We start from the raw sequence: 25,707 nt of genomic DNA on the forward strand, positions 1-25,707 counted from the left end.
TACGGCCATGCCTGCCCGGCGGGCCGTAGTGCGATCGGATCCGGCCGGACCGCCGGATCGTGGATTCCTGGAGAAGCAGATGCAACGTAGTGGTGATGTGGCAACAAAGGTCGGTAGCGCGCCGGAGAGGCGAACTGCCGGCGCCAGGGGAGCCGGGCTGTTCCGGGCCTTCTGGCGATGGCATTTCTATGCGAGTTTTCTGGTCATCCCGGTGGTGCTGGTGCTGGCGGTGACCGGTTTGATCTACCTGTTCCGGTTCCAGATCGAGCCGGCTCTGCATGCCGATCTGATGAAGGTGCAGCAGCCGGCCGGATTGCGGGCGCAGCAGTACGACACTCAGCTGGCTGAGGTGAAGAAGGCGTTTCCGGATGCGACCGTGCTGTCGATGACCGAGCCGTCCGGCCCCGATCGGTCGACCGTCTTCTCGGTGGAGACCGCGGACGGCGCCACCGAGGACGTGTTCGTTGATCCGTACCAGGGTCAGGTACTGGGGTCGCTGGATCCGGACTCGACGCTGTCGGGTGGTGCGATCCTGCTGCACGGCGAGTTGATGGCCGGTCGCTGGGGTGACGCGGTCATCGAGATCGGTGCCTGCTGGGCGCTGGTGATGGCGATCACCGGGTACTACCTGTTCGTCCGTGGGAGGGTCGCTCGGGCGCGGCGACGGACGGCCGAAGCCGCGGGCGCCGTACTCCGGTCGCGGCACGCGCTGACCGGGTCGGTGCTGGGAATCGGCCTGCTGTTCCTGATCGTGTCGGGCCTGCCGTGGACAGGAGTCTGGGGCGCGAAGGTGCAGCAGATCGCCACCAGCCAGGGCAGCTCCATGTGGGGCGAGGATCCTGGCGCGCTGTCGAATCCGACGTCGACCCTGGACGAGTCGCTACCGCACAGTCACGCGGTGCCCTGGGCGCTGGGGGAGTCGAAGGTACCGAAATCGGATCCGAACCAGGACCGTCGTTCGGTGGCCACCATCGACACCGCGGTGGTCGTTGGCGTCCAGAACGGTCTGGCGCGGCCGCTGACGATCGCGCTGCCCGCGGGCGAGGAGGGCGTGTACTCCGTGATCGGATACGCCTTCCGGAACCCGGCCAAGGAGCGGACGCTGCACGTCGACCAGTTCGGTGGGCAGGTGGTCTCGACGTACGGCTACCAGGACTACCCCTTGCTGGCCAAGACGGTCGCCCAAGGGATCGCGCTGCACGAGGGCCGGCGACTGGGCACCGCGAACATGGTTCTCACCACGGCGTTCTGCCTTGGGGTGATCTTCATGTGCGTCTCCGGCCCGCTGATGTGGTGGCGCCGTCGCCCGAAAGCGGCCGGGGCTGTCGGTGCGCCGCGGGGCCGGCTGCCCTTGAAGGCGACGCCGGTGCTCGCAATCCTCGTGGTCGCGCTGGCGTTGTTCCTGCCGATGTTCGGGATCACGCTGCTACTCGCCCTGCTGCTCGACCAGTTGGTGATCCGGCGAACCCCGAGACTGCGCGCCTGGTTCAACACCACCGACTGAAACGCTGAGCAGCAACGGCGCCAGCGACGGCGCCGTTGCTGCTCAGGTCGGGGTGTTCATCAACAGGGTGACGTAGGCGTCCGGCCGGGCTCTTTGGGAACTTCTTGTCGGCGGGGTCAGGGGCGGGTGCTGGACTGGCGGGCCTCGAGGATTTCCACGTAGTGGGGGTTGTGCATGATGCCCAGGACGTTGCCGAAGGGGTCTATCACCGAGGCGGTGGTGAAGGTGCTGTCGCCGTGGGTGGTGATGGGGGTGTATTCCTTGGCGCCCATGGCGAGGAGCTTTTCGAGGGTGGCGGGCAGGTCGTCCACGTGCCAGTGCATGACGGCGCCGCCGGGGGTGTTGGAGGCGCCGGGAGGGGCGTACTTGCGGTCGATGAAGCCGAGTTCGTCCTCGTCGTCGCCGATGCGGAACTCGAAGTACGCGGGCGGGGCGGGAGCGGGCGGGAACTGGAAGTACGCCTCCTGGCCGAGTAGTTCGGCGTACCAGTCGCGCGCGGCGGCGAGGTCGTCGGCATAGAAGCTGATGGTGGCGAATCCTCGGAACATCGGGCTCTCCCTGGGGTCTCGAGGTGGTTGTTCACCTCGTTGACACCAGCATGCCTGGCAAAGTGCTCACCAAGTGATCACTTTGATGAGGACTATCAGTGAACGGCTTCTAGGTGTTCGCCGCCGCGCGGGCCTGTTCGAAGGGGAGGCGGTCGAAGATGATGCGGAGTTCGGTGATCTTGCCGTCCCGGACGGTGTGGAGTTCGGCGCCGGGGGCGTCGGCGACCGGGTGGGTGCTGGTGCCGTACATCAGCATCGCGGTCGTGTCGTCGCCGTACGAACCCAGCAGCTCCGCCTTGACCAGGATCCGCGAGAACGGCTCCATGAAGGCGCGGAACGCCTCGGCGCCCTCCAGCCGTCCGGCCGGTGCGTGACAGACGAGGTCGTCGGCGAGGTAGGTCATCGCCCGGTCGAAGTCATGGCCGGTCCAGGCCTCGAAATAGGCGAGGACGGTCTCCAGTGGTGTTGTCATACAAAGGTAGACACCACGGCCGGACCGATCGGAACGGTCGGGCTGGCACGATGTGGGGATGCAGAGCTTCGAGGAGCTGACTTCGCGGTACCACCGTGAGCTGCACCTGCACTGCTACCGGATGCTCGGGTCGACCACCGACGCCGACGACGTACTCCAAGAGATCTTGCTGGCCGCCTGGCGAGGGCTGCCCGACTTCGAAGAACGCTCGTCACCGCGCACCTGGCTGTACAAGATCGCCACCAACCGCTGCCTCAACGCGATCCGCGACAGCAAGCGCCGCCCGCTGCCCGAGCCTCTGCCGCCGTTCGAGCCGCCGGAGCCGACCCGCCGCGGTGATGTCACCTGGCTCCAGCCTTACCCCGATGACCATCTGGAAGACCTGCTCGTCAAGCGCGAGCACATCGAGCTGGCCTTCATCACCGCACTCCAACGGATGCCCCCGCGCCAGGCCGCCGCCCTGATCCTGGTGGATGTTCTCGACTTCACGACCGCCGAAGTCGCCGACCTGCTGGACACCACACCGACAGCAATCAAAGGCGCACTCCAACGGGCTCGCGCGTCACTGCACAGCCCGCCCCCGCCGCGAGACGCCGAGACCGAACGGGACGTCGCCAAGCGCTTCGCCGAGGCCTTCATGGCCGATGACATCGAGACCATCACCACTCTGCTCACCGACGACGCCTGGCTGGCGATGCCACCGGCACCACACGAGTACGTCGGCCCGCCAGCGATAGCCGCCTTCCTCCAAGCCAGCGCCGCCGCCCGCACCGGCTGGACCCCATTGCTGGAACCCATCGGCGAGAACATGCACCCCGCCTTCACCCTCCTCTTCGTCAACAAGTCAGGCCGCCGGTACACGGGCTATCTCGTACTCACGGTCAGCGGCGATCGCATCAGCACCATCACCCGCTTCATCGACCGCTCTTGGCCCGACCTCGCATGACCCGAGTGGCGGAGTGGGCCTTGGGTGACGAACTCGAACTCGTACCAAGCGCCAACGAAATCGAGTTCGCCACCCTGCCGATGAGCTGAAGGACTACTCAGGCAGCAATACCGCCCCGACCCCGGGTTGGGCGTTCTGCTGCGCCTCCTTGATGAGCGCGGCCGCCGCCTCGGTGCCGTTCTCGCCGGTCTGGGTCATCCGGGCGGCGATCAGCCCCGCAACGATCGGCGTACTGAACGAAGTACCACTCCATCTGGCCATGCCGTAGAACCGCTCCACCCGAGGCGGCTGGTTCGGGACCACGTTCGGCGGTTCGTGGTACTGGTAGCTGCCGACCGGGAAGGCGTTGACGAGATCCTGGCCCGGCGCATAGACGTCCACCCAGCCGCCGAAGTTGCTGAACGGCGCCCGTCCCTGCCAGCTGGTGGAGAGCGCGCCGACCGAGACGCTGAACGGCGACGCGGCCGGCCAGAACGGCTTCCGGCTCGAATCGTTGCCTGCCGCAACAACCAGGGCGACGCCCTTGTGGTGGCTCAGCCGCAGTTCGTTGAAGACCCGGAAGCTGAGCAGCCCGGTCGCGTCGTAGGCGTGGGTACCGGCCGACATGCTGATGATGTCGGGGTAGTCCTGGTTGAGGACGGAGTCGAGCGCCATGACCAGGTCCGACTCCAGTGCCGAGCCGCCGAAGTTCAGCACGCCCCGGACCACGACCTCGGCCCGCGGTGCGACGCAGCGGATGAGTCCGGCGATGAAGGTCCCATGACCTGCGTACTTTTCCAGGGTGTCGCCGACCTGCGCGTAGTCGGCGTCACCGGTCACGCCCTCGAGCCACGGGCTGCGCAGCGGAGCGGCCGCGTCGAACCCGGTGTCGACCACGACGACCTTCACCCCGTCGCCGGCTCCGCGATCCGGGGTGTAACCGGGGTACGGCGAGCTGACGGCCGGTACCGGTTCGGGCTCGGTCGCGGGACATCCGGCACCGTTGCCACACAGTGGGACAACATGGTTCAGCGCGGCGCTGTCCCGGCCGGCGCCGTTGATCGACACCGACCGTCCGTTGATGTCCCGCCGGCCGCCGACGGTGACGTACTCCAGTACCTCGATCGTGTCGATGTCCCGTTCCGGCGACAACCGGACGAGCCGAAGGCCCGCGAGCACAGGCTCGACCAGTTGACGCTCGGCCTGAGCTTGACTGGCGTCCGCGTCCGTCCGGCCCTGTTCGCCTTCGGAGGGGAACAGTCCGAGCTCCACGAGGATGGCGCGCACCTCGTAGAAGTACTCCTGCCGGACGAGCAGAACGCCTTCCTCATAGAGGAACTCGGTATCCCCGGCACCGGTTCCGATCGCGACCCGCCAGGGCGCCTTGCCCCGTCCACGGCCGTAGCTTTCTTGAATGGTTCGTCGCTGCTCGGCCCACGGCGTATCGGGTACATCCTTCGCCTCGGCGGCCGCCGACTTTTCGCCCGAATTGTCTTGCTGCATTACCCCTCCAGAATTCGTCATGCAGTTTCAGTGCGCTGCAACCTAGACTCAACCCGTGTCAGTTGCCAGTGGCGACCCCCGTACAGGCCGTCAGCATGCTCCTGACGACCTGCTTCGACTCGCGGTGGCCCGGCCTGCCGAGGCGATGGCTGCGGCGAGCAAGCTGCTCAGCCAGTCGCTGGATCCGCGGAGCGCGTCGATCGCCCACCAGGCGAAGGGCATCGTGCTGCGCGACTCGGGGCAGGCGGTCGAGGCCATCGCGGAGCTTCGCCGGGCCGTTCGGTTGGCCGGCAGGTCCGGCGATCCGGAGCGGACCGCCGATGTCGAGGCGACCCTCGGGCTCACCTTGGGGCTGGCCGGGCGCGCGGCCGAAGGACTCGCGGCCCTGGACAAGGCCGTTGCGCTCAGCAATGGGATTCACGGTGGACGCGTCCTCATGCGCAGGGGATATCTGTTGCGGGTGCTCGGCCGGTACGACGAAGCGCTCGCCGACCTTCGCCGGGCAGTCAAGGTACTGCGCGCAGGGGGCGACCGCATCTGGGAGGCGCGCTCGCGCACCCACCGCTTCCTCGTGTACGCCGCTCTCGGGCAAGCGACCCGTGCGGACCACGACCTGGTGGTCGCCGAGCAGTTGCTGACCGCCGAGGGGCAGGACCTGGAGTCGGCGATGGCGATCCACAACCGGGCTGATCTGGCCTATCAGAGTGGTGATCTGCCAGAGGCGCTCGGATTTCTCGACGAGGCGGCGGCTCGCTATGCGGCGCTGCAGACGTCCTGGCCGAGCTTCGCCATCGACCGATCGGCGGTACTGCTCGCTGCGGGGCTGGCGTCCGAAGCCCTCTCGTGTGCGGAGGAGGCGCTGGCCAACGAGACGGGCATGGGAACCGCAAGGGCTGACCTGCTCTTCGCCGCGGCCCAGGCTGCGCAAGCTGCAGGACAGCCGGCTCTGGCCGGGGAACGCGCTGCGGGAGCTGCCGAACTCTTCCGGCGACAGGGCCGGCAGAGCTGGCAGGCTCGGGCATCCTTTGTCGTGCTCCAGTCGCGGTACGCCGCTGGGCAGCGTGGTGCTCGCCTGAGCACTCAGGCCGGCCGGCTGGCGGATCGGCTTGATGAGCTGCACTCCACTGAGGCGGCCTCCGCGCATCTGTTCGCGGGTCGGCTGGCCGCAGAGGTAGGTCGTCAGGATGAGGCGGATCGGCACCTTGCGACCGCTGCTCGCTTCCGTCACCGCGGGCCTGCGTACGGTCATGCTGCGGGTTGGCTCGCGCAGGCGTTGCGGGCGGAAGGTCGGGGCGCCACCGCTGCGACGCTGATCGCTTGTCGACGGGGGTTGCAGGCTGCTGGGGATCATCAACGTTCGCTGGCTGCGCCTGAGTTGCGCGCGCATGCGGCGGCGTACGGGACCGAGCTCGCGGCCCTCGCCCAGCGTCACGCCGTACGACGAGGCGACGCCCGCATGTTGTTGCGTTGGAGCGAACTGTGGCGGGCAGGTGCATTGGCCGTACCACCGGTGCACGGACCCGATGATCGTGAACTCGCCGAGGAGCTCGCCGCCCTCCGCAACGTCACCTCCCGACTCAACGAGTCCGAGCCAGGCCCCGCCACCGACCGCCTCCTCACCGACCGCACCCGCCTCGAATCCGCCATCCGCTCCAGAACCCGCCGCCTCGCCGCTCATCCGCCTACTACCCCAGCAGAAGCGGGGGAGGCGGGTGATCTCGAGGAGTTGCTGGGTGGCCTGGGGGAGTACCGGCTGGTTGAGCTGACTGAGGTTGATGGTGAACTGTTCGCGATCACCGTGATCGGTCGGCGGGTCCGGATGCATCGGGTCGGGCCGGTGGCCGGGGCTGTGCGGGAGATCGAGTTGGCCAGGTTCATGCTGCGCCGGCTGGCTCGGGGCCGACCGCCGGCCCGGGCGCTGGAAGCCCTTGAAGCAGCGGGCCAGCGCCTTCAGCAAGTGCTCCTCGGCCCAGCCGCCGCCGACCTGCACAGAGCGGACCCAGGGGGAGCCGACCTGGGCGGCGCTCCCGTCATCGTCGTTCCCCCCGCTCGACTGCAGTCCGCGCCCTGGGCGATGTTGCCGGCGTTGGGGGCGGTTCCGCTGACAGTGGCGCCCTCCGCGGCGTTGTGGCTGAAGGCCGGCCGCACGCAGGCCCCGTCGCGTCGCCGCGTGGCGCTGGTCGTCGGTCCTGGTCTGGACGGCAGCGGCAGCGAACTCGAACTGATCAACAAGGGCTACCCGGATGCGGTCACGCTGCTCGACGAGAGCGCGACCGCCGAGGCCGCGCTGACCGCGCTCGACGGTGCCTGGACCGCGCACATCGCCGCCCACGGCATCTTCCGCACCGACAACCCGCTCTTCTCCAACTTCACCCTGCACGACGGCCCACTGACCATCTACGATCTTGGCCGCCTGCGCCGGGCCCCACAAAGACTCATCCTGTCCAGCTGCGAGTCCGGCGTCGCAGCCGCCGTCGGCGCCGACGAGCTCCTCGGCGTCGTCTCCGCACTGGTCCCGCTCGGTACGGCCAGCCTGCTCGCCAGCGTCGTACCGGTGAACGACGCCGCCACCGCCGGCCTGATGGTCGACTTCCACGAACACCTGCGGGGCGGAGCATCCTTCGGTACTGCGTTGCACGCGGTCCGGGCGAGCATCGCCGACGATCCGGTCATGCTCGCCACCGCGTTGTCCTTCGTCGCGCTCGGGTGCTGATCCCGTCAAAGCATCACCCAGGCGGTACTGACCGAAGCACCCGTTGCCGACCGGCAGCGCACCCTGATCGGCCCACCGGACAGGCCGTCGACCATGAAGCGTCCGAGCTCGTCGGTGGGCAGCGCGACCCGGTGACTGTCGCCGTACTCGAGTAGGCAGTCCACTGGTGCGGTACCGATCACCTGGCCGATCAACGTGAGGTCGTCGCCATCCCGCACGACCTCGAGCTCGACCTGAAGGTCGCCGCTGTCGAAGGAGAGCAGGCGATCCTCGTCGGCATCGACCGCACCTTGCCGTACCAGCTCGAACTCCAGCTCCGGCTCGGTGGCCGCGGAGTCGGCAACCAGTTCGGCCAGCTCGCTGTCCAGGTCGCGAGTGCTGAGCGCTGCCCGGGCAGCGGCTGTGACGTGCTCCGGTACGGCGTCCAGCTCACCGGCCAGCCGGCTGAGCTGGGCCATCAGTTCGTCGTCATCGAATGTGTTCATGGCAAGGCCAATCGGCGAAGGTCAGCGATACAACGCTGGCGGGACGGGCCGATACTTCCGACCGGCATGTCGAGGGCGACCGCGACTTCGGCGTACGGCGGAGGTGGATCCGCCATCAAGACGCGCAGCAGAGCCTGGCAACGCGGCTTCAGTGCACGGAACGCTCGCCACAGAGCGGAGTCCTGCTCGGTCTTCAGCAACCCGGCGTCGAGTGGAGCGGCGTCGTCGTCCGGCAGGCTGTCCCAGTCGGTCTCGGTCGGCGTCGGCACCCGGCGTCGGAGGATCGCGAGGCACTCCCGGCGTACGGTCGTCGCCAGCCAGCTGCCCAGGTGTTCCGGATCGCGCACGGTGTCCAGCCGTTCGACCAACCGGAGCCAGGTCGTCTGGACGGCGTCGGCGGCATCGTCGTTGCCGAGTCGCATACTGCGGGCCACCGACCACAAAAGGTTGGTGTACCGCGCCGTCAGGGCGTTCCAGGCCGCTTGGTCAGTCGCCTGCGCTCGCTTGACGAGCTCGGCAGTGCTGACATCTCGCAGCAGATCCATTGCTAAGACTCCGGTTCTGTCGGCGGCCCCGCCAACCGCTCAGTCATTGTCGCGGTTGGGACGGGCTCCGTCCACGGTCTTCCTCTGTTGCCTCACAGGAGGCGACCGGCGACCCACAGATACCAAACCTGCCGAAAATATCCGGGAATCGGACGTATCAAGCGCGTATTCCGCCCCTCTAGTTCTACAAGCCGGTGATCACAAACGCGACCGGTAGTGCCTGGAGGGGGAAGGCGCGACTCTGCGGTGGCATCAGGGGGCCACCGCAACCCTGCGGTGGCGTTGGAGGGTGCGCCACCGCGGGGCACGGGTCGTTCAGCAGGAACTACTTCTGGTAGAGCGCCTCGACGTCGGCCTCGTGCTTCTTCATCACGATGTGGCGGCGGAGCGAGAGCTTCAGCGAGAGTTCGCCGTTCTCCTGGGTCCAGTCCTCTTCCAGGATGCTGAACTTCTTGATGCCTTCGGCCTTCGAGACGGCGGTGTTGGCGTCGTCGATCGCGGTCTGGATCTCGGCGATCAGGTCCTTGTCGTCCACCAGGACCGACATGTCGTTCGGCTTGCCGTGCTTCTCGGCCCAGGCCGGGATGGTCTCCGGGTCGATCGTGACGAGGGCGGCGATGAAGGGTTTGCCGTCGCCGACGACCATGCACTGGCTGACCAGTGGGTGCAGGCGGATCCGGTCCTCCAGCACCGCGGGGGCGACGTTCTTGCCGCCCGCGGTCACCAGGATCTCCTTCTTGCGCCCGGTGATCTTGATGAACCCGTCGGCGTCGAACTCGCCCAGGTCGCCGGTGTGGAACCACCCGTCCGAGTCGATCGCGGCAGCCGTCGCCTCGTCGTTCTTCCAGTACCCGAGCATGACCTGCCCGCCCTTGAAGCAGAGCTCACCATCGGCGGCCACCCCAACGGTCACCCCAGGCAGCGGCTTACCGACGGTCCCGACCCGGATGTCGTCCGGCAGGTTCACGGCCAGCGCAGCAGTCGTCTCAGTCAGCCCATAACCCTCAAGCACCGGTACGCCGATGCCGCGGAAGAAATGCCCGAGCCGGTTACCCAGCGGCGCCCCACCCGAGACCGCATACTCCACGCGCCCACCGAGCACCGCGCGCAGCTTGCCGTAGACGAGCTTGTCGTAGAGCGCGTGCTTGGCCTTCAGCCCGAAGCCCGCGCCACCCTTGTCCTGCGCCTCCGAATACGCGATCGCCGTCTCGGCAGCGGCGTCGAAGATCTTGCCCCGGCCGGCCGAGTGCGCGGTCTGCGAAGCAGTGTTGAACACCTTCTCGAACACCCGCGGCACGCTGAGGATGAAGGTCGGCTTGAACTCGCCGAGGTCCGGCACCAGGTTCTTCACGTCGGCGGTGTGCGCGACCTTGACCCGCATCAGCACGCAGCCGACCTGGATGATCCGGGCGAACACGTGCGCCAGCGGCAGGAACAGCAGCGTGGATGCGCCCTCCAGCTTGAACAGGTCGGGCAGCACCTTCGTGGCGGTGCCCAGCTCGTCCATGAAGTTGGAGTGGCTGATCTTGCAGCCCTTCGGCCGCCCGGTCGTACCGGACGTGTAGATCAGCGTCGCGAGATCGCCGGGCACGACCGCCGTACGCCGCTTGTCCAGCTCGGCGTCCGTGATCTCCTGCCCGAGGACCGTGAGCTGGTCGACCGCGCCCGACTCGATCTGCCAGACCTCCTGCAGCGACGGCGCCTCGGTCCGGGCGGACTCGACGACGACGCCGTGCGCCGGGTTCTCGACGATCGCGACGACCGCTTCGGAGTCGGTCAGGATCCACTGGATCTGCGATGCCGACGAGGTCTCGTAGATCGGTACGGTGGCCGCGCCGATGCTCCAGATCGCGTAGTCGATCAGGGTCCACTCGTACCGCGTGGCACTCAGCAGTGCGACCCGGTCGCCGTGCTTGACCCCGGCCGCGATCAGGCCCTTCGCCACCCCACTGACGTGCTGCGCGAACTCCGCGGCGGTGATGTCCAGCCAGCCGCCACCCTTGACCCGCCTACTGAACACCGCGGTGTCAGGATGGGACGAAGCGTTCGCCCAGACGGCATCGCTCAAGCTGCCGGTGGTCGGCGGCTCGATCACAGCAGGGGTGGTGAACTCACGCATTCGCGTCTCCTCAGACGGTTACGAATGGACAACTCAATCGCACGCTACCGTCAACCTACCCACAAGTAGTCAGATCTGTGACTCACTGGACACCAGGAATCAGGCATGCCGGCGCTAGACATAAGTTGCGACGATCTCCTCGTCGCCGAACCAGCCTACGTTGCCCAGCGACTCGGCGCGGACACCCTGTGGAAACAGTGGTGGCCGGACCTGAGCCTGATTCCGTCGGAGCGTCGCGGCCTGGAAGGTGTGCGCTGGGCGGTGACCGGCGAGGGCATCGGTACGGCGGAATGGTGGCTCGAACCGGTCCGAGACGGAGTGATCGTCCACTGGTACCTCCGGATCGACCCGGTCAAGGCGGTCGGTGAACGCCGGCTGGCGAAACTGCGGGAGCGGTACGTCGCGCAGTACCGGACCAACATCTGGCGGCTGAAGGACGAACTCGAGCAGGGCCGCGCCGCGGGTGAGGGCAGGACGCAGTCCGAAGCCGCGATAGTCTCATCGCTGGACCCCGAGGGCGTGGCCTCCGGTCAGTCCTGGCAGAACCCGTCCCGGCAGCGAAGAGGTGAATCGATGGCAGAGCAGACCACCTCGACCATCGTCGTGAACGCGACCCCGAAGGCGATCATGGCGGTGATCGCGGACTTCGAGGCGTATCCGGAGTGGGCGGACTCGATGCGCGAGACGCAGGTGCTGTCCACGGACGAGGCCGGCCGGCCCAAGCAGGTCCGGTTCAAGGTGGATGCCGGGGCGATCTCCGACGAGTACACGCTGGACTACGTCTGGTCCCGCAACGAGGTCACCTGGACGCTCGTCCAGGCCAAGATGGTCAAGGGCATGGACGGCTCGTACGTCCTGCGCGACCTGGGCGACCAGGGCACCGAGGTGACGTACCGGCTCGCCGTCGACGTGGCGATCCCGATGATCGGCCTGCTCAAGCGCAAGGCCGAAAAGGTCATCATCGACACCGCCCTGAAGGGCCTCAAGAAGCGCGTCGAGTCCTGATCCAGTGACTCGGATTCTGCTTTACACGGGTAAAGGCGGCGTGGGGAAGACCACCTCTGCTGCCGGTACTGCGACGCTCGCCGCGTTGCGGGGGCTGCGCACGCTGGTGCTGTCGACGGATGCCGCGCACTCGTTGTCGGATGCATTCGACAGCGAGGTCGGTGGCGAGCCGACCGAGATCGACAACCTGCTGTTCGTCCAGCAGATCGACGCGCAACGCAGGTTCGAGCGCTCCTGGGGTGACATCCAGGCGTACCTGCGCTCGGTGCTGAACGTGATCGGCGTCGACCCGATCGAGGCCGAGGAGCTGACCGTGCTGCCGGGCGCCGAGGAGGTGCTCGCGCTGCTCGAGGTGCGTGACCACGTCCGGTCCGGCCGCTGGGACGTGATCGTCGTCGACTGCGCGCCGACCGCCGAGACGCTGCGGCTGCTCGCGTTGCCCGATGCCCTGACCTGGTACTTGGGTCGCATCTTCAACGCCGAGCGCAAGGTCGTCCGCGCCTTCCGGCCGTGGCTCAGCAAGGCTTCGGGGCTGCCGATGCCCGACGACACTGTCTTTGACGCACTGCGCCGCCTGCAGGGCGACCTGGCCGACATCCGCACCTTGCTGACCGGCCCCGATGCCTCAGTACGCCTGGTACTGACCCCTGAAGCCGTCGTCGTCGCCGAGGCCAGGCGCTCGCTGACAACCCTGTCCCTGTTCGGGTATCGCGTCGACGGCGTCATCGCGAACCGGGTCTTCCCGACGGCCGGCGCCGACAACTGGCGACGGCAATGGGTCGCGGCGCAGCGGGGGATTCTCGACGATGTCGCCGATTCGTTTCGCCCGCTGCCGATCTGGGAGTCGCCGTACCGTGCCTGCGAGCCGGTCGGGGTCGAGGAGCTCGCGGCGTTCGCGGTCGAGATGTACGGCAAGGACGACCCGTTCACCCGGGCGACCGACGAGACCTCGTTGTGGGTGGACCGGCATATCGACACCGACGGCCGCACGTACACGCTGACCATGCCGCTGCCGCTCGCGTCGGCAAGCGACCTGGAGCTGGCGCGGCATGGCGACGAGCTGATCATCACGGTCGGTTCGTACCGGCGGGTGATTCCGTTGCCGGCTGCGCTCGCGCGCGGAGTTGTCGCGGGCGCAAGGCTGGATGACGGGCGGCTGCAAGTGCGCTTCGCTCCGCGTGAGCCGCTGCCGCGGGCGATGGACCTGCCGCCTGCGAACGGTTCGCTGGACTCGGTCGAGGGGCTGGCGCAGGAGATCCGTGAGCAGATGAGCCAGCAGTTCGACAACGAGCCGACGGCGATCTCGGAGGGCACCAGATGACCAAGGAGCCCGTCGGCTCGGTCGCCGAAGAGGCAGCCAAGCTGTTCGCGGTACTTCAGCAGGCCGCCCGCCACGACGAGCCGCAGCCTCGCCCGACCCGCGACGCAGAACCGGCCGATGCTGAGCCCGCCGACGCTGAGCCCGAAGTTGACGCGGCGTACGAAGTACCGGATGAACCGCCGGCCGCTGAAGAGCACCAGCACGGTACGTCGCGCAGCGGGCCTGAGTGCCAGTGGTGTCCGCTGTGCCAGTTGATCTCGAAGGTGCGAACCACCAGCCCTGAGACGATCGAGCAGCTGTCGACTGCGGCGGCCGGGGTGCTCGGATCGGTACGGTCGCTGCTGGAAGCCGCCGCGGACGCTGCGCGGCAGGCCCGGGAGGACGCAGAGTCGCGGACCGCCAAGGCCAAGGAACCCGAACGGCCCGCCCGGTCCCGGGTGGACCGGATCGACGTGAGTGAGGACCCCGAACCATGGGATTGAGCATCGGCATCGACGTCGGCGGCACCAAGATCGCCGCGGGCGTCGTCGACGCGGACGGCACGATCATCGCGCGCACGCACCGCGACACCCCGGCCGACTCGGTGGACGCGACGGCGGCGGCGATCATCGACGCGGCCGCCGAGCTGATCAAGGACCACCAGGTCGAGGCGGTCGGGATCGGCGCTGCCGGGTTCGTCTCGTCGGACCGCTCGACCGTGCTGTTCGCACCGAACCTGGCCTGGCGGGACGAACCGCTCGGGGCACGGATCGGCGAAGCGCTCAAGGTACCCGTGGTGGTCGAGAACGACGCCAACGCGGCTGCGTGGGGCGAGTTCGCCTTCGGCGCCGCGAAGGATGTCGAGCACATGGTCTGCCTGACGGTCGGTACCGGGATCGGTGGCGGCGTGGTGATCGGCGGCGAGTTGCTGCGCGGTGCTCACGGGGTCGCGGCCGAGCTCGGGCACATGCGCGTCGTACCGGGCGGGCATCGGTGTGGTTGTGGAGCTCGTGGGTGCTGGGAGCAGTACGCGTCTGGGCGGGCGTTGGTCCGTGAAGGGCGCGCGCAGGCTGAGTCTGGATCGTTGGCGGCGGCGCAGATGCTGAGCGTTTGCGGGATCACGGATCCGGCTGAGCTGACCGGGCCGATGATCACCGAGGCCGCGGCTCAGGGCGATCCGTGCGCGGTGGAGTTGCTGGACGACCTCGGGCGGTGGCTGGGCGAGGGGCTGGCGAGTATCGCGACGCTGTTCGACCCGAGCACGATCGTGATCGGCGGCGGGGTGAGCGCGGCCAAAGAGCTGATCATCACCTCGGCCAGGACCGCCTTCGAGAAGAACCTGCCGGCCAAGGCGAACCGGCCGCATCCGGCCTTCGGCCTCGCCGAGCTGGGCAACGACGCCGGCCTGATCGGCGCCGCCGACCTGGCCCGCAAACCGGCTCCGGCACCGGAGAAACAGCGTTGAGGCGACTTTGCGTTTTGGGGGCCGGCGTCTCGGCACTAGGTAGGCTTGCCGTGGAATCCGGGGGATTCATCAGGAGGGTCGAGCGATGGCTCTGACGCAGGCGCTGACGATCGGGATCGACATCGGTGGCACCAAGGTGGCCGCCGGGGTGGTTGATCCAGAGGGCAACATCCTGGACCGGTTGCGCCGGGACACACCCACCAAGGACCCGCGCGAGACCGAGGACGCGATCGCCGAGATCGTGCACGACCTCGAGTCGCGGCACGACGTGATCGCGGTCGGGATCGGCGCGGCCGGCTTCGTCGACGGCACCCGCTCGTCCGTACTGTTCGCCCCGCACCTGGCTTGGCGGCACGAGCCGCTGCGCGACGCCGTCGAGCGCCGTCTTGGGCTGCCCGTGGTGGTCGAGAACGACGCGAACGCGGCTGCCTGGTCGGAGTGGCGGTTCGGCGGGGGGCAGGGTGAGAGCCACCTGGTCTGCGTCACGCTCGGTACCGGTATCGGCGGCGCGATCCTGAACGACGGTGCTCTGCAGCGCGGCAAGTTCGGTATCGCCGGCGAGTTCGGGCACATGCAGGTGGTACCGGGCGGGCACCGCTGCGAGTGCGGTAACCGTGGCTGCTGGGAGCAGTACGCGTCGGGTAACTCACTGACCCGCGAGGCCCGTGAGCTGGCGCTTTCCGGTTCGCCGGTGGCGCACAACCTGTTGCGCGCGGCTGATGGCGATCCGCGCAAGATCAACGGGCCGATGGTCACCAAGCTGGCCAAGGACGGCGATCCGGTGGCGATCGAGTTGCTGGAGGATGTCGGCCGCTGGCTCGGCATCGGGCTGGCCAACCTCGCCGCTGCGCTCGACCCCGGCACGTTCGTGATCGGCGGTGGCGTGTCGGACGCGGGGGAGTTGCTGCTCGCTCCCGCGCGTGAGGCGTTCAAGCGGACGCTGACCGGGCGTGGGTTCCGGCCCGAGGCGCGGATCGTACGGGCAGTACTGGGTCCTGAGGCCGGTATGGTCGGAGCGGCCGACCTGGCTCGTGAAGAGGCGACCTGGCTGCGTCGGGTGCGGGTCAAGACGACTGCGGTGACGGCGAAGACGGCTGCCGCCCGGAGTGGACGATCGACCCGGTTGGAGCGGGCTGCCCGCAAGTCCGTCGGACGGCGTACCGGCATGCGAACCGCCGAGCCCGTCCTGAAGGAACCGGCACTGAAGGAATCGACGCTGAAGGAACCAGCGCCTGCCGAGCTGAACGGCGACACCGAGGCATGACGGAAGGCCCGGAGCCGGTTGCCGCAGGCAATGGCATGTCGGGTGGCCCCGAGCCGGTTGCCTCAAGCAATGGCATGTCTGGCGGGCCGGAGCCGGTTGCCGCAGGCAATGAAGGGCGTCCGGCCGGCCCGTCGATGCGGGTGCTCTCGTACAACGTGCACCGCTGGGGCGATGACCGGGAGGCGCTGGCTCGCGTCGTCAAAGCCTGCGCGCCGGACGTCATGCTGGTCCAGGAGGCACCGACCTGGTGGGGCACCCGGCGCAAGCGCGAGGCGATGGCCGCGACGTTCGGCCTGCGGTACATCGCTGCCTCGGCGCGCAACGCGATCTTGGTTGCCGATGGCATCGACCTCGCGGATCCCTTGCACTGGAGGGTTTGGCGGCCGTTCGTCCGCCGCCGCTTCCGCTTCATCGCGACCCAGCTCCCCGGCGGATCCGTCGGCGGCCGGACCTCCCTCGGCGGCGTACCGCTGGCCTTGATCGTCTGCCACCTCGGCCTGCACATCCGCGGCCGCCAGCACGAGCTCGAGCAGGTACTCCAGGGTTGCAAGTCCTTCAACTTGCCCTACCTACTGGTCGGCGACCTCAACGAGGAGCCCGGCGGCCCGGTCTGGGATCGCTTGGCCGCCGAGGGCCTGACCGACCTGGGCGTCGACGCGGGCAACACCTTCCACTCCGACAACCCGGTCAAGCGCATCGACGGAGCCCACCTCTCACCAGGCCTGGCCGGCCGAGTGATCCCCCTCGAAACCATCGAAGGCATCACCCGCCCCGACCTGGCAACCGGCTCCGACCACCTCCCGATGCTGGTCGAACTCACTCTGCCCTGAACTCGCTGAGCGGATCGACCACCACGTCGCGCCAGCGATGGCGGTGCCCATGGGCTTGCAGGCGGTAGTAGATCGTCTCGCGCCGATCCGGCCCGGTGTTGCCACCGATGTTGTGGCCCAGCAGGTAATGGGCGAACAGCACGCTCCCCGCAGTACCGAAGGTCTGGATCTGCTCGCCGAGCTCGATCTTCGGGTACGGCGCACCGCTGGTGTCCTTCGCCAGGTCGGTCAGGGCATCAGCTCCGTGCTCGGCCAGATACTCACCGAACCGCAGATGCGTGCCCGGCCATACGTGCAGATTGCCGTGGTACTCCTCCAGCTGATCGGTCAGCCAGACCCCGGCAAGCATCGAGAACGTGCCCGGCTGACCATCGTCCATGGGCGGACTCACCCCGTCGACATGCGGCGATCCGGGCCGATGCGACCACGGCGGGATCGTGGTCGCGATCTGTGCGAAGTCCGGCTCGTCGACGCCCAGCTCCGGCCTGACCAGCTCGGCCGCGAGCGGCGCGACCGTCTCCCGGTAGAGGTCGAGCAACGGATGCTCGCCGTCCTCGAACCGCGGCCAGGCGAAATGGAAGCCGACGTGCCCCGGCTCCGGCGGCTGCTTCGCCAGCTCGGCGGCGACCAGGTCCCGGCCGGTCGCGAGCTGCTCGTCGGTGAGTACGTCCGGAACCACCACAAAGCCCTGCTCGCGGAACGTCGTGCGTTGCGTCGCGGTGATCGTCATGACCTGCAGTGCAGCAGTCGTCGGCTGTCCACAGCAACCGAATAAAGCCTTGGTGAAACGGAGCAGCCGCCGCGAGGATGACGTCATGAGCGAGCTGAAGCGGCCGGTGGCGTTGGTGACGGGTGTGGGGCGACGGGCCGGGATCGGGGCGGGGCTGGCGGAGCGGCTCGCGGCGACCGGGTGGGACATCGCGTTCACGTTCCTCGGCCGGTACGACGACGACAAGCCGTGGGGGCCGGATGTGGAGGCCCGGGCGGAGATCACCGCCCTGCTGGAGAAGGAAGGCGCGCGGGTGTTCTCGGTGGAGGCCGACTTCGAGGATGTCGCCGCGCCGGCCGAGGTGTTCCGAGCGACCAACGAGACACTGGGATCCGTACAGGCGCTGGTGATGTCGCACTGCGAGTCGGTGGACAGCACGATCCGCGACACCACAATCGAGAGCTTCGACCGCCACTTCGCCGTCAACACTCGCGCCTCGTGGCTGCTGATCAAGGCATTCGCCGACCAGTACTCCGCGCCCTTCGGCGACGGCCGCATCGTCGCCCTGACCAGCGATCACACCGCAGGCAACCTCCCGTACGGCGCGAGCAAAGGCGCCCTGGACCGCATCGTCCTAGCAGCCGCCGCCGAACTAGCGGATCTAGGCACCACCGCCAACGCCATCAACCCAGGCCCCATCAACACCGGCTGGATGACACCGGAACTGGTCGACCGCTTCGCCACCGAAAACCCACTCAAACGCCCCGGCCACCCCCGCGACACCGCCAACCTGGTCGCCTTCCTCTGCTCCCCAGAAGGCGGCTGGATCAACGCCCAACTCCTCCACAGCAACGGCGGCTGGGGAGAGTAACCCCCACCCTTCGACACCGGCTGCCGCCACACCCATGCCCCACTTCCCCCGACCCATCGCCGTTCGTCACCACGTCCACCTCTTGCGGGCTTGAACACCAGCTGGCGACCTTGAACACGTAATAACTTGTTCAAGGTCACCAGTTGGTGTTCAAGGTCGCCAGTTCGTGTTGAAGGTTGCCGGGTGGTGGCAGAGTCCACAAGATGTGGCTCGGCACCTCGCTGTGGGTGGCGGGTTACTTCTTCTTGCGGTTCAGGAAAGCCAGCATGGCTTCCTGGGCTGCGGGGGAGCCGAAGAGGCTCGCGGACAACTCGGCCAACTCGGTGCCTCGGGCATCGATATCGGCGAGGAGTTCGCGGTTGAGCAACTTCTTCGACTCGCGCAGACCTTGCGGTGCGCCTTTGAGTAGCGACTTGAGGGTTTCGGAGAGGGCGTAGTCGACTTCAGCGTCGGGGACCGACTGGGTGACCAGACCTAGGTTGGCAGCTTCGACGCCATCGAAGCTGTCGCCGGTGAGGAAGGTGAGGGAGGCGGCGCGATCGGTCAGGCGGGGAATAACCGTCAGGGAGATCGTCGCGGCGGCCAGGCCGAGGCGTACCTCGGTGAGGGCGAAGGTCGCGCTGTGGCCGGCGATACTGATGTCCGACGCGGCAACAATGCCGATGCCACCGGCTCGTACCGGTCCGGCGACCCGGGTGACGATCGGCTTGGAGTTCGCGACGATCGCGCGCTGAACGTCGACCATCCGCTGCGCCCCGACCTTCATGCCGACCGACGTCGCCTCGGACAGATCAGCGCCCGAGCAGAAGACATCCAGCGCCGACCGGACCACGATCACGCGGACTGCATCATCCGAGTCGGCCGTCTCCAGGTGGGCCAGCAGTTCGCTGGTGAGCTGCTGAGAGAGCGCGTTCTTGTTGTGCGGCGAGTCCAGCGTGATCGTCGCGACGCCGTCAACAACCGCCAGGTGCACCAGTTCCGTCATGGAACCCATCCTGCCTGCTCAACCCAGATACAGGCAGAACGGATGCCCATCTGGGTCGAGCATCACACGCACGTTGTCCTGCGGCTGGAACTCCGGCAACTCCGCCCCGCACCCGACAGCGTGCGCAACCGCCTCATCGAGCGAGTCCACCTCCAGATCCAAATGGAGCTGCATCTGAGGCTTCCCCGCCTCAGCCGGCCAGACCGGACGCTCGTACAGCTCCTCACGCTGAAAAGCCAGGTTGTACCCAGCCTTCTCCGAAGGCGCCAAGCTGACAAAGTCGGAGTCATCATCCGAGGGATAAAGCGTCCACCCGAGCAGCCGCTGGTAAAACCCAGCCAACGCCGCCGGATCAGGCGAGTTGAGCACCACACCAAACCAATGAGCCTTCGTCCTGAGAACCATCCCACCACGATGGCACGCCCCACCGACACAATCCTCCCGACGAGTGCCCGACCGCCCCACCCGTACTCCCGTCGCGGGCTGAAGAATGGTGCCCACCCAAACTACTGCCGGTGAAGCGGCCAGCGCCGTGCGACTCGTGACGGTGCATATGCCAGAGGCCGTCGCGGGGCTGGTGTGATGGCCCAACCCTGCTCGCATGAGCGGCTAGAGCGTTGCGCCCGCCCGTACTCGCCCCAACTCGGCGTCGGGAGGAGCTCCCCGTGATGGGTTCGCATCGAGGCCGATCCCCGAGGCTGATCCGGTGCGTAGGGCCGCGAGAACGGCGGGCAATCACCCCGGCCGAGAAGGCGCGGCCGACCGGCGTGGCGGCGAGTCGTATGGCGCTGGACGGGTGCGCCGCATGTGGTTCGGCTGGGCACCATTCGCCAGCCCCGCAACGGGAGTACGGGTGGGGCCGACTACCTCAGCTCGGACCTACTTGGCGTCGGCGTACGTGGGGGAGAGTTCTCGGGCTAGGTGTTCGATGAAGAGGCCTACGTCGGTGACGATTCCGCGGGCTTGGGCGGAGCCGCGGTCGGCTAGTTTGGTGACGGTGGCCGGGTTGATGTCTACGCAGGTGAGCGGGACCGACGCAGGCAGGATGTTGCCGGTGGCAACTGAGTGGAGCATGGTGGCGGCCATCAGGCAGTAGCCGACGCCCTCGAGTTCGGCGCGCATCGCTCGCTGGCCGGCCAGTACGTCGGTGTAGACGTCCGGCAGCGGGCCGTCGTCGCGGACCGAGCCGACCAGGACGAACTTGTTGCCCTTCTTGACCAGCGCGTGCATCACGCCCGAGGTCAGTACGCCGGTCTCGACGGCCGCGGCGATCGAACCGGCCTTGCGGATCGTGTTGATCGCGCGGATGTGGTGCTCGTGCCCGTGCTCGACCCCGCGACCGCGAGCCAGGTCGACGCCGAGCGACGTACCGTACAGAGACGATTCGATGTCGTGGGTGGCGAGCGCGTTGCCGGCGAACATGACGTCGACGAAACCCGCCTCGACGATCGCGACCATCGCCGGCGCGGCGCCGGTGTGGACGATGCCCGGGCCGCCGACCCAGAGCACCTTCAGCCCGGCCGCCTTCGCCTCGCGCATGCCCTCGGCGACCTGCTTGACCAGGACGCCCTGCGGCTTCTCGCTGGACACGTCCGACTCCATGAAGCCGAACGACTCCTCGCTGCTCGCGACGATCGGGGGAGTGACCTTGACGCCCTGGGCGCTGGAGATGATCCGCATCCCGGCCTTGACCTCGGACATCGGGATGGTCCGGACGTCCTCGCCCTCGACGAGCAGGCCGCAGTCCATCTCGGGGTTGCGGACCGATACCCAGTGGCCGTTCAGCCGGACACTGGTCGGCAGGTTCGTGGTCGAGTAGAAGCCGTCCGGGAAGACGCCGTCCTGGAGTACTTCGGAGATCTCCGGCGTACCGGGGTTGACCAGGTTGGCGCCCTTGGTCTGGATCCGCATCAGGAGGCGCTGGAGCGCTTCCTCGTCCTCGGCGCCGACGGTCATCCGGACGGTGGACGGGTCGTCCTTGTCGTAGCCGAGGTCGAACTTGTCCAGCGTGTACTCACCGCCGTACCCGCGGATGTCGTCGAGGACCCGGGAGAGCAACCCGGTATCCATCAGGTGGCCGGTGATCTCGACCGTCTCGGTGACCTGCACGGGTGCCTCCCTCGGCTGTTCTCGTCGGATTGTCCGACGATCTGCAGCCTAACGGTTAGACGACTGCGCCATCGTCCGGGGTGTCTTCCGGGGGCAGCCGGTCCTTCATCCGGATCACCAGGGTGAGGAATCCGCCGATGAAGCCGACCACCGCGAGGGTGGTGATCCGGCCGGTGCCGAAGTCGAGCAGCGCGGCGAGGATCAGCAGCACCGGACCGCCGATCAGCCCGAGCCAGGCGGCGCGGCTGATCCAGTCGAGCTTCGGGCCTTTCGGCGGCTCAGGCGGTACGAAATGCTCGTGGTGATCCTCGGTACGCCGGGCCGGCGGCTCCTCCGGCGGATCTTCATCGGTGTCCCCGACGATCAGCCCAGCCGGTACGTCGATGAGCGGCTCGTACGACCCCTCATCCACATCCTCACTCGCAGGCCACCGCGGTACCGGAGTCGCGTCATGCCCCTCCGCCGCCGGCAGATTGAACTGCTCCACCAAAGACGCCCACTCAGCATCCTCAGTACTCCGAGCAATCACCCCCCGAGCCCGAACCTCGGCCTCAGCATCAACAAATATCTCCTCGAACCCCACCGGAATCCGCGGCGGAGCAACCTCGTCGGCCTTCGCGGGCGCAGGCGCGGTTGTCTCGGAGACGGCTGTGCTCTCTGGTTCGGTACCAGCCTCGGCGTCTACCTCAGCCGATTCCTTCGGTACGTCGTCCGCCGCTGCCTCGACCGGCGCCTCGGAGTACGCCGCGATGCCTGCTTCGGCGAGGGCGGTGAGGACTGGTTCGGCTATTTGGGGGTCTATGCCGCCCATGGAGGTGTAGGTCGATGCGGTCAGGCCGTTGTCATGCATCGGCGGATACCCGGTGGATGAAGGTGGTGGTGTCGGCGAAGATGCGGGGTGCGTCGTTGTCCAGAGTGGCCACGTGGTAGCTGTCCTCGAGCAGGGTTTCGGTTACGTCGCGGGACGATATCGACGCCAGGATCGACCGGCCCGAGCTCGGTTCCACGACATGATCGACAGTACTGCGGAAAAGCAGCACCGGCTGGGTGACTTTGGCCAGATCCGCCCGGGTGAGCGTCCAGAGCTGCGAGAGCGAGTGCAGCGCGCGCAGCGGCATCCGGGAGTAGGCGCCCTCGTCGACGTCGGGCTTCTTGATGTCGTTCGAGATGCCGGGGAACGACGGGACGAGCCGCTGCAGCACCGGGAGCAGGACGAGTCGCTTGTCGTCGGTCTGCACGGACGGGTTGACGAGGATCACACCCGAGATGTCTGCCCCGTGCTGCTCGGCGAGCCGTAGTACCAGACAGCCGCCCATCGACAGGCCGGCCACGAACACCCGGTCGTGCTCCTTGCGCAGCCGCTCCAGCTCGTTGTCGAGTACGGCGTACCAGTCCTGCCAGCGGGTGTTGTTCATCTCCTGCCAGGTCGTACCGTGCCCAGGCAGCCGCGGCACCGCGACTCCGTACCCCGCTGCCGCCAGGTGCTCGCCGAACGGCCGCATCGACCGTGGTGAGCCGGTGAAGCCGTGGCTCAGCAGGACCCCGGTCGCGGCGTTCGCGCCGGATCCTGGGCTGCGGAACTCCTCCGCGTGGGCTTGCACTGGCACGGGTACTCCTCGACGGGTCGCAATGATCCAACAGATGCCAATGGTCGCAGCCGCAGGGCCACCCGCCCACCCCGCGAAGGGTGTCGTCAGTGACTCGTGACCGACATCGCACCCAGTCTGCAACGAGGGGACAACACAGAGTGCAACCCGCCTATTCCTGGCGGTCACGTTGCTTAGGGAGGATGGTGGAACGTAGGCTCTCGGCCGAGTGACGGAGGTGAAGGCGTTGCTGTACCTGTTCCTCAGGCGGTTTTTCGTCGGACCGATTGCGAAGCTCCTCTTCCGTCCCAGGGTCGAGGGGCTGGAGAACATTCCCTCGACCGGGCCGGCCCTGCTGGTGAGCAACCACCTGGCGTTCACCGACTCGGTGTTCCTGCCGGTCGCGGTGCCGCGCCAGATCATCTTCCCGGCCAAGTCGGAGTACTTCACCGCGCCCGGGCTGAAGGGCCGCCTGATGGCGACCTTCTTCCGCTCGATCGGCCAGATCCCGATCGATCGCTCCGGCGGCCGCGCCTCGCTGGCCGCGCTGAACACCGGGCTGGAGATCCTCGCCAAGGGCGAGCTGTTCGGCATCTACCCCGAGGGCACCCGCTCGCCCGACGGCCGGCTCTACAAGGGCAAGACCGGCGTGGCCCGGATGGCGATCGTGGCCGGCGTGCCGGTCATCCCGGTGGCGATGATCGACACCGAGAAGCTCAACCCGCCCGGCTCGGTCTGGCCGAAGTTCCTGATCCGTGAACCCGGTCGCCGGCTGCCGAGGCTGATCCGCCCCGGCGTGTCGATCGGCAAGCCGCTGGACTTCTCCCGGTACGAGGGGATGGAGCGCGACCGGTTCGTACTGCGCTCGGTCACCGACGAGATCATGTACGCGATGATGGAGCTGTCCGGCCAGGAGTACGTCGACATGTACGCCGAGAAGGCCAAGGAGCTCATCAAGGCCGGCGAGTCGGTCGACGAGCACATCAAGCCCCGCCTCGGCGACACCAAGGCGTCCTGACCCAGCCTCGATGACTGAAGCCTCCATGGATGGCGACCTCAACGTCCTGGGCGAGCAGCTCCAGGAGTGCGGCACCGACCCGGTCACCGGCTTCTTCCGCGACGGTTGCTGCACGACCGGCCCCGAGGACCTCGGCAGCCACACGGTCTGCGCGGTGATGACGACGGAGTTCCTCACCCACCAGGCCGGCGTGGGCAACGACCTGTCCACCCCGCGACCCGAGTTCAACTTCGCCGGATTGCGGCCGGGCGACCGCTGGTGTGTCGTCGCGGCCCGCTGGCTGCAGGCGTACCACGCCGGCGCCGCGGCTCCCGTAGTACTGGCCTCCACCCACGCCCGCTCCCTCGACACGATCCCCCTGAGCGTGCTGCGAGAGCACGCGGTGGATGTTCCACCGGATCTCAGCTCGCTCAGCTAGCCGGGGGGAGGGTTTGCGCCCGGGTTGGGGAGGATTTTGCCCTCGAATGGCGGTATTTGCCTCCCCGGATCTGGACAGGATCCTCCCCAAGTGCACAGGTGGGGGAGCAGGGGCGAGGGGCGCCGGTCCAGCCGCGGTGGTGCAAGGCGGTCACCACTTGGGCCGCGGTTTCGCAGGGGTGGCCGACCAACTGGTACCCGAACCGCAGCGTGAGCTTTCCGCTCGTCGCAGCGGCGTTGTCCCGGCTCATGTCACGCCAGCGAGACAGCGCGTCGGAGTGGCCTAGCCGGCCGTCGAGTTCGACGATCACGCCGTACGGCGAATACTCGACGTCGCGATAGACGACGCGCTTCGAGGGGCTGACCGAGGCAGCGGTCGTAGGCCCGGCCGTGGTGGAGTGGCCGGCAGCGGCGGTGCCGGCAGTTGGGACGGCTCGGACCTGGCGGTCGGCAACGGGCAGGCCGTGAGCCCGCTCGACCCGGTGGAGGTAGCACTGTTCGAGGAACGACTGCACGCCGTCTGCCGCGTCGAGCAGGATCTGCCGGATGGCCTCTCGACCGGGCAGCTGCCCGAGCGTCTCCAGTTCGGCCAGCAGTCGTTGTGGAGATGTCCGGCGCTGGCGACAGGCGTCCAGAAGCATGGCTGCTTGCCGTGCGGTCTCTCGTTCCCGGCTCGCGGTTGTCAGCAAGGCGACCTCCAGCCGTACGGTCGGTGGCCTGCGAGTCGGGTGCAACCGCGAATCGAGCTCGCGCCAGCGGGTGACGAGAATCATTGCCCGGGGATCGAGGCGACGCGCATGGGGCACGGCCAGGTGGATCGGGTCGGCGTCATCCCAGTCGCCCTCCAACCCGTAGTACCGGAGAGCGGTCTTGCCGGTCAGGGCAGCGTCCGGCCCGCAGGCGAGCCAGGCAGCCCACAGCCTGGTTTCCCACGGCAACGGACCGGTGAAGTCGACGTACACGCCGTGATGCACCCGCTGCAGTTGCCGCACCCGGCACCTCCGTTGGAGCACCTTGTCGGTGATCCCGTACTCCAACGCCTGCGCCCGGCTGAAGGCCCCCTTCTGCCGCTGCCGCAACTCCACGAACAACCGAACCGACTCATCACCCGTCAACGCCGCCGGTACCTGCCCCTGCTGATCGTTCTCCACACAGACAAGATGCCCTCGACCTCCATCCCCGGCGCCCCCCTCCTCACGCCCTGTGGACACCCCAGCCCGGGGAGGGTTTTGGTCGACGCCGGGGCGGATCTTGCCCCCGGAGCGGGGTATTTGCCTCCCCAAGTGCGTCAGGGCGGTGAGGGGCGGCAGCTGGAGGGGTGAGACGGGCGGGCG

The 25,707-nt window shown here is 67.9% G+C and carries 25 protein-coding genes; 12 read left to right on the top strand and 13 right to left on the bottom strand.

From position 1 onward, the window contains the following. Nucleotides 1-7: 7 nt before the first annotated feature. Nucleotides 8-1,504, top strand: a complete 1,497-nt coding sequence (locus OHA70_RS27245; RefSeq protein WP_328322490.1) for a PepSY-associated TM helix domain-containing protein — start codon at nt 8-10, stop codon at nt 1,502-1,504. Between the two features lie 116 nt (nt 1,505-1,620). Here OHA70_RS27245 and OHA70_RS27250 read toward each other — a convergent pair whose 3' ends face one another. Both OHA70_RS27250 and OHA70_RS27255 read right to left on the bottom strand, forming a co-directional pair. Then, complete coding sequence (locus OHA70_RS27250; protein ID WP_328322492.1) at nt 1,621-2,052, bottom strand: VOC family protein; 432 nt, start codon at nt 2,050-2,052, stop codon at nt 1,621-1,623. A gap of 109 nt (nt 2,053-2,161) precedes the next feature. Next, nucleotides 2,162-2,524, bottom strand: coding sequence for a nuclear transport factor 2 family protein (locus OHA70_RS27255; protein WP_328322494.1), 363 nt, complete (start codon nt 2,522-2,524; stop codon nt 2,162-2,164). Nucleotides 2,525-2,582: 58 nt separating this feature from the next. Between OHA70_RS27255 and OHA70_RS27260 the strand changes: the two genes are divergently transcribed. Further along, entirely contained in the window at nt 2,583-3,470 is an 888-nt protein-coding gene (locus OHA70_RS27260) for an RNA polymerase subunit sigma-70 (RefSeq protein ID WP_328322496.1), read from the top strand. 93 nt (nt 3,471-3,563) lie between these two features. Here OHA70_RS27260 and OHA70_RS27265 read toward each other — a convergent pair whose 3' ends face one another. Then, nucleotides 3,564-4,952, bottom strand: coding sequence for a S8/S53 family peptidase (locus tag OHA70_RS27265; protein WP_328322498.1), 1,389 nt, complete (start codon nt 4,950-4,952; stop codon nt 3,564-3,566). Nucleotides 4,953-5,007: 55 nt separating this feature from the next. Between OHA70_RS27265 and OHA70_RS27270 the strand changes: the two genes are divergently transcribed. Further along, the gene (locus OHA70_RS27270; RefSeq protein WP_328322500.1) at nt 5,008-7,665 is read left to right on the top strand and encodes a CHAT domain-containing protein; all 2,658 of its coding nucleotides are present in this window, start codon (nt 5,008-5,010) and stop codon (nt 7,663-7,665) included. Nucleotides 7,666-7,670: 5 nt separating this feature from the next. Here the strand turns inward: OHA70_RS27270 and OHA70_RS27275 are convergent, their stop codons facing one another. The 3 genes from OHA70_RS27275 to OHA70_RS27285 all read right to left on the bottom strand — a co-directional run bounded on the left by OHA70_RS27275 (nt 7,671) and on the right by OHA70_RS27285 (nt 10,814). Continuing rightward, entirely contained in the window at nt 7,671-8,150 is a 480-nt protein-coding gene (locus OHA70_RS27275) for a hypothetical protein (protein ID WP_328322502.1), read from the bottom strand. Further along, nucleotides 8,147-8,695, bottom strand: a complete 549-nt coding sequence (locus tag OHA70_RS27280) for an RNA polymerase sigma factor (protein WP_328322504.1) — start codon at nt 8,693-8,695, stop codon at nt 8,147-8,149. The genes OHA70_RS27275 and OHA70_RS27280 overlap by 4 nt, the downstream gene beginning before the upstream one ends. A gap of 325 nt (nt 8,696-9,020) precedes the next feature. Then, complete coding sequence (locus OHA70_RS27285; RefSeq protein WP_328322507.1) at nt 9,021-10,814, bottom strand: AMP-dependent synthetase/ligase; 1,794 nt, start codon at nt 10,812-10,814, stop codon at nt 9,021-9,023. Nucleotides 10,815-10,919: 105 nt separating this feature from the next. Here OHA70_RS27285 and OHA70_RS27290 point away from each other — a divergent pair, with 105 nt between their 5' ends. The 6 genes from OHA70_RS27290 to OHA70_RS27315 all read left to right on the top strand — a co-directional run bounded on the left by OHA70_RS27290 (nt 10,920) and on the right by OHA70_RS27315 (nt 16,678). Further along, nucleotides 10,920-11,819, top strand: a complete 900-nt coding sequence (locus OHA70_RS27290; protein ID WP_328322509.1) for an SRPBCC family protein — start codon at nt 10,920-10,922, stop codon at nt 11,817-11,819. 4 nt (nt 11,820-11,823) lie between these two features. Next, on the top strand, nt 11,824-13,140 hold the full coding sequence (locus OHA70_RS27295; protein ID WP_328322511.1) for an ArsA family ATPase: 1,317 nt from the start codon (nt 11,824-11,826) through the stop codon (nt 13,138-13,140). After that, nucleotides 13,137-13,622: a hypothetical protein gene (locus OHA70_RS27300; protein WP_328322513.1), complete on the top strand. Its 486-nt coding sequence runs from the start codon at nt 13,137-13,139 to the stop codon at nt 13,620-13,622. The genes OHA70_RS27295 and OHA70_RS27300 overlap by 4 nt, the downstream gene beginning before the upstream one ends. Continuing rightward, nucleotides 13,613-14,584 carry an ROK family glucokinase gene (locus tag OHA70_RS27305; protein WP_328322514.1) on the top strand — a complete coding sequence of 324 codons (972 nt, stop codon included), beginning with the start codon at nt 13,613-13,615 and terminating at the stop codon, nt 14,582-14,584. Before OHA70_RS27300 ends, OHA70_RS27305 begins: the two co-directional genes overlap by 10 nt. Nucleotides 14,585-14,669: 85 nt before the next feature. Beyond that, a complete protein-coding gene (locus OHA70_RS27310) occupies nt 14,670-15,848 on the top strand; it encodes an ROK family glucokinase (RefSeq protein ID WP_328322515.1) in 1,179 nt (392 codons plus the stop codon). Continuing rightward, a complete protein-coding gene (locus OHA70_RS27315; protein ID WP_328322516.1) occupies nt 15,845-16,678 on the top strand; it encodes an endonuclease/exonuclease/phosphatase family protein in 834 nt (277 codons plus the stop codon). The genes OHA70_RS27310 and OHA70_RS27315 overlap by 4 nt, the downstream gene beginning before the upstream one ends. On the opposite strand, the gene OHA70_RS27320 is transcribed toward OHA70_RS27315, so the two are convergent. Further along, nucleotides 16,665-17,408 (bottom strand): phytanoyl-CoA dioxygenase family protein, encoded by a 744-nt coding sequence (locus tag OHA70_RS27320; protein ID WP_328322517.1) that lies wholly within the window; start codon nt 17,406-17,408, stop codon nt 16,665-16,667. The genes OHA70_RS27315 and OHA70_RS27320 overlap by 14 nt on opposite strands. A gap of 85 nt (nt 17,409-17,493) precedes the next feature. Here OHA70_RS27320 and OHA70_RS27325 point away from each other — a divergent pair, with 85 nt between their 5' ends. Beyond that, the gene (locus OHA70_RS27325) at nt 17,494-18,258 is read left to right on the top strand and encodes an SDR family oxidoreductase (RefSeq protein ID WP_328322518.1); all 765 of its coding nucleotides are present in this window, start codon (nt 17,494-17,496) and stop codon (nt 18,256-18,258) included. A 235-nt stretch (nt 18,259-18,493) separates the two neighbouring features. On the opposite strand, the gene OHA70_RS27330 is transcribed toward OHA70_RS27325, so the two are convergent. The 5 genes from OHA70_RS27330 to OHA70_RS27350 form a co-directional block, all read right to left on the bottom strand. Beyond that, nucleotides 18,494-19,243, bottom strand: coding sequence for an enoyl-CoA hydratase-related protein (locus OHA70_RS27330; RefSeq protein ID WP_328322519.1), 750 nt, complete (start codon nt 19,241-19,243; stop codon nt 18,494-18,496). Nucleotides 19,244-19,261: 18 nt separating this feature from the next. After that, entirely contained in the window at nt 19,262-19,648 is a 387-nt protein-coding gene (locus OHA70_RS27335; RefSeq protein WP_328322520.1) for a VOC family protein, read from the bottom strand. Nucleotides 19,649-20,122: 474 nt separating this feature from the next. After that, nucleotides 20,123-21,352, bottom strand: coding sequence for an ornithine cyclodeaminase (locus tag OHA70_RS27340; protein ID WP_328322521.1), 1,230 nt, complete (start codon nt 21,350-21,352; stop codon nt 20,123-20,125). Between the two features lie 55 nt (nt 21,353-21,407). Then, entirely contained in the window at nt 21,408-22,202 is a 795-nt protein-coding gene (locus OHA70_RS27345) for a hypothetical protein (protein WP_328322522.1), read from the bottom strand. Then, nucleotides 22,195-22,959: an alpha/beta hydrolase gene (locus OHA70_RS27350; RefSeq protein WP_328322523.1), complete on the bottom strand. Its 765-nt coding sequence runs from the start codon at nt 22,957-22,959 to the stop codon at nt 22,195-22,197. Before OHA70_RS27350 ends, OHA70_RS27345 begins: the two co-directional genes overlap by 8 nt. Nucleotides 22,960-23,167: 208 nt before the next feature. Between OHA70_RS27350 and OHA70_RS27355 the strand changes: the two genes are divergently transcribed. Together OHA70_RS27355 and OHA70_RS27360 are read left to right on the top strand one after the other, a co-directional pair. Continuing rightward, the gene (locus tag OHA70_RS27355) at nt 23,168-23,956 is read left to right on the top strand and encodes a lysophospholipid acyltransferase family protein (RefSeq protein WP_328322524.1); all 789 of its coding nucleotides are present in this window, start codon (nt 23,168-23,170) and stop codon (nt 23,954-23,956) included. Between the two features lie 10 nt (nt 23,957-23,966). Further along, a complete protein-coding gene (locus OHA70_RS27360) occupies nt 23,967-24,374 on the top strand; it encodes a DUF2237 family protein (RefSeq protein ID WP_328322525.1) in 408 nt (135 codons plus the stop codon). On the opposite strand, the gene OHA70_RS27365 is transcribed toward OHA70_RS27360, so the two are convergent. Further along, nucleotides 24,367-25,524 carry a type IV toxin-antitoxin system AbiEi family antitoxin domain-containing protein gene (locus OHA70_RS27365; RefSeq protein ID WP_328322526.1) on the bottom strand — a complete coding sequence of 386 codons (1,158 nt, stop codon included), beginning with the start codon at nt 25,522-25,524 and terminating at the stop codon, nt 24,367-24,369. The two genes, OHA70_RS27360 and OHA70_RS27365, sit on opposite strands and share 8 nt — an antisense overlap. Nucleotides 25,525-25,707: the final 183 nt, after the last annotated feature.

This window comes from Kribbella sp. NBC_00382 (assembly GCF_036067295.1).
Classification (GTDB): domain Bacteria; phylum Actinomycetota; class Actinomycetes; order Propionibacteriales; family Kribbellaceae; genus Kribbella.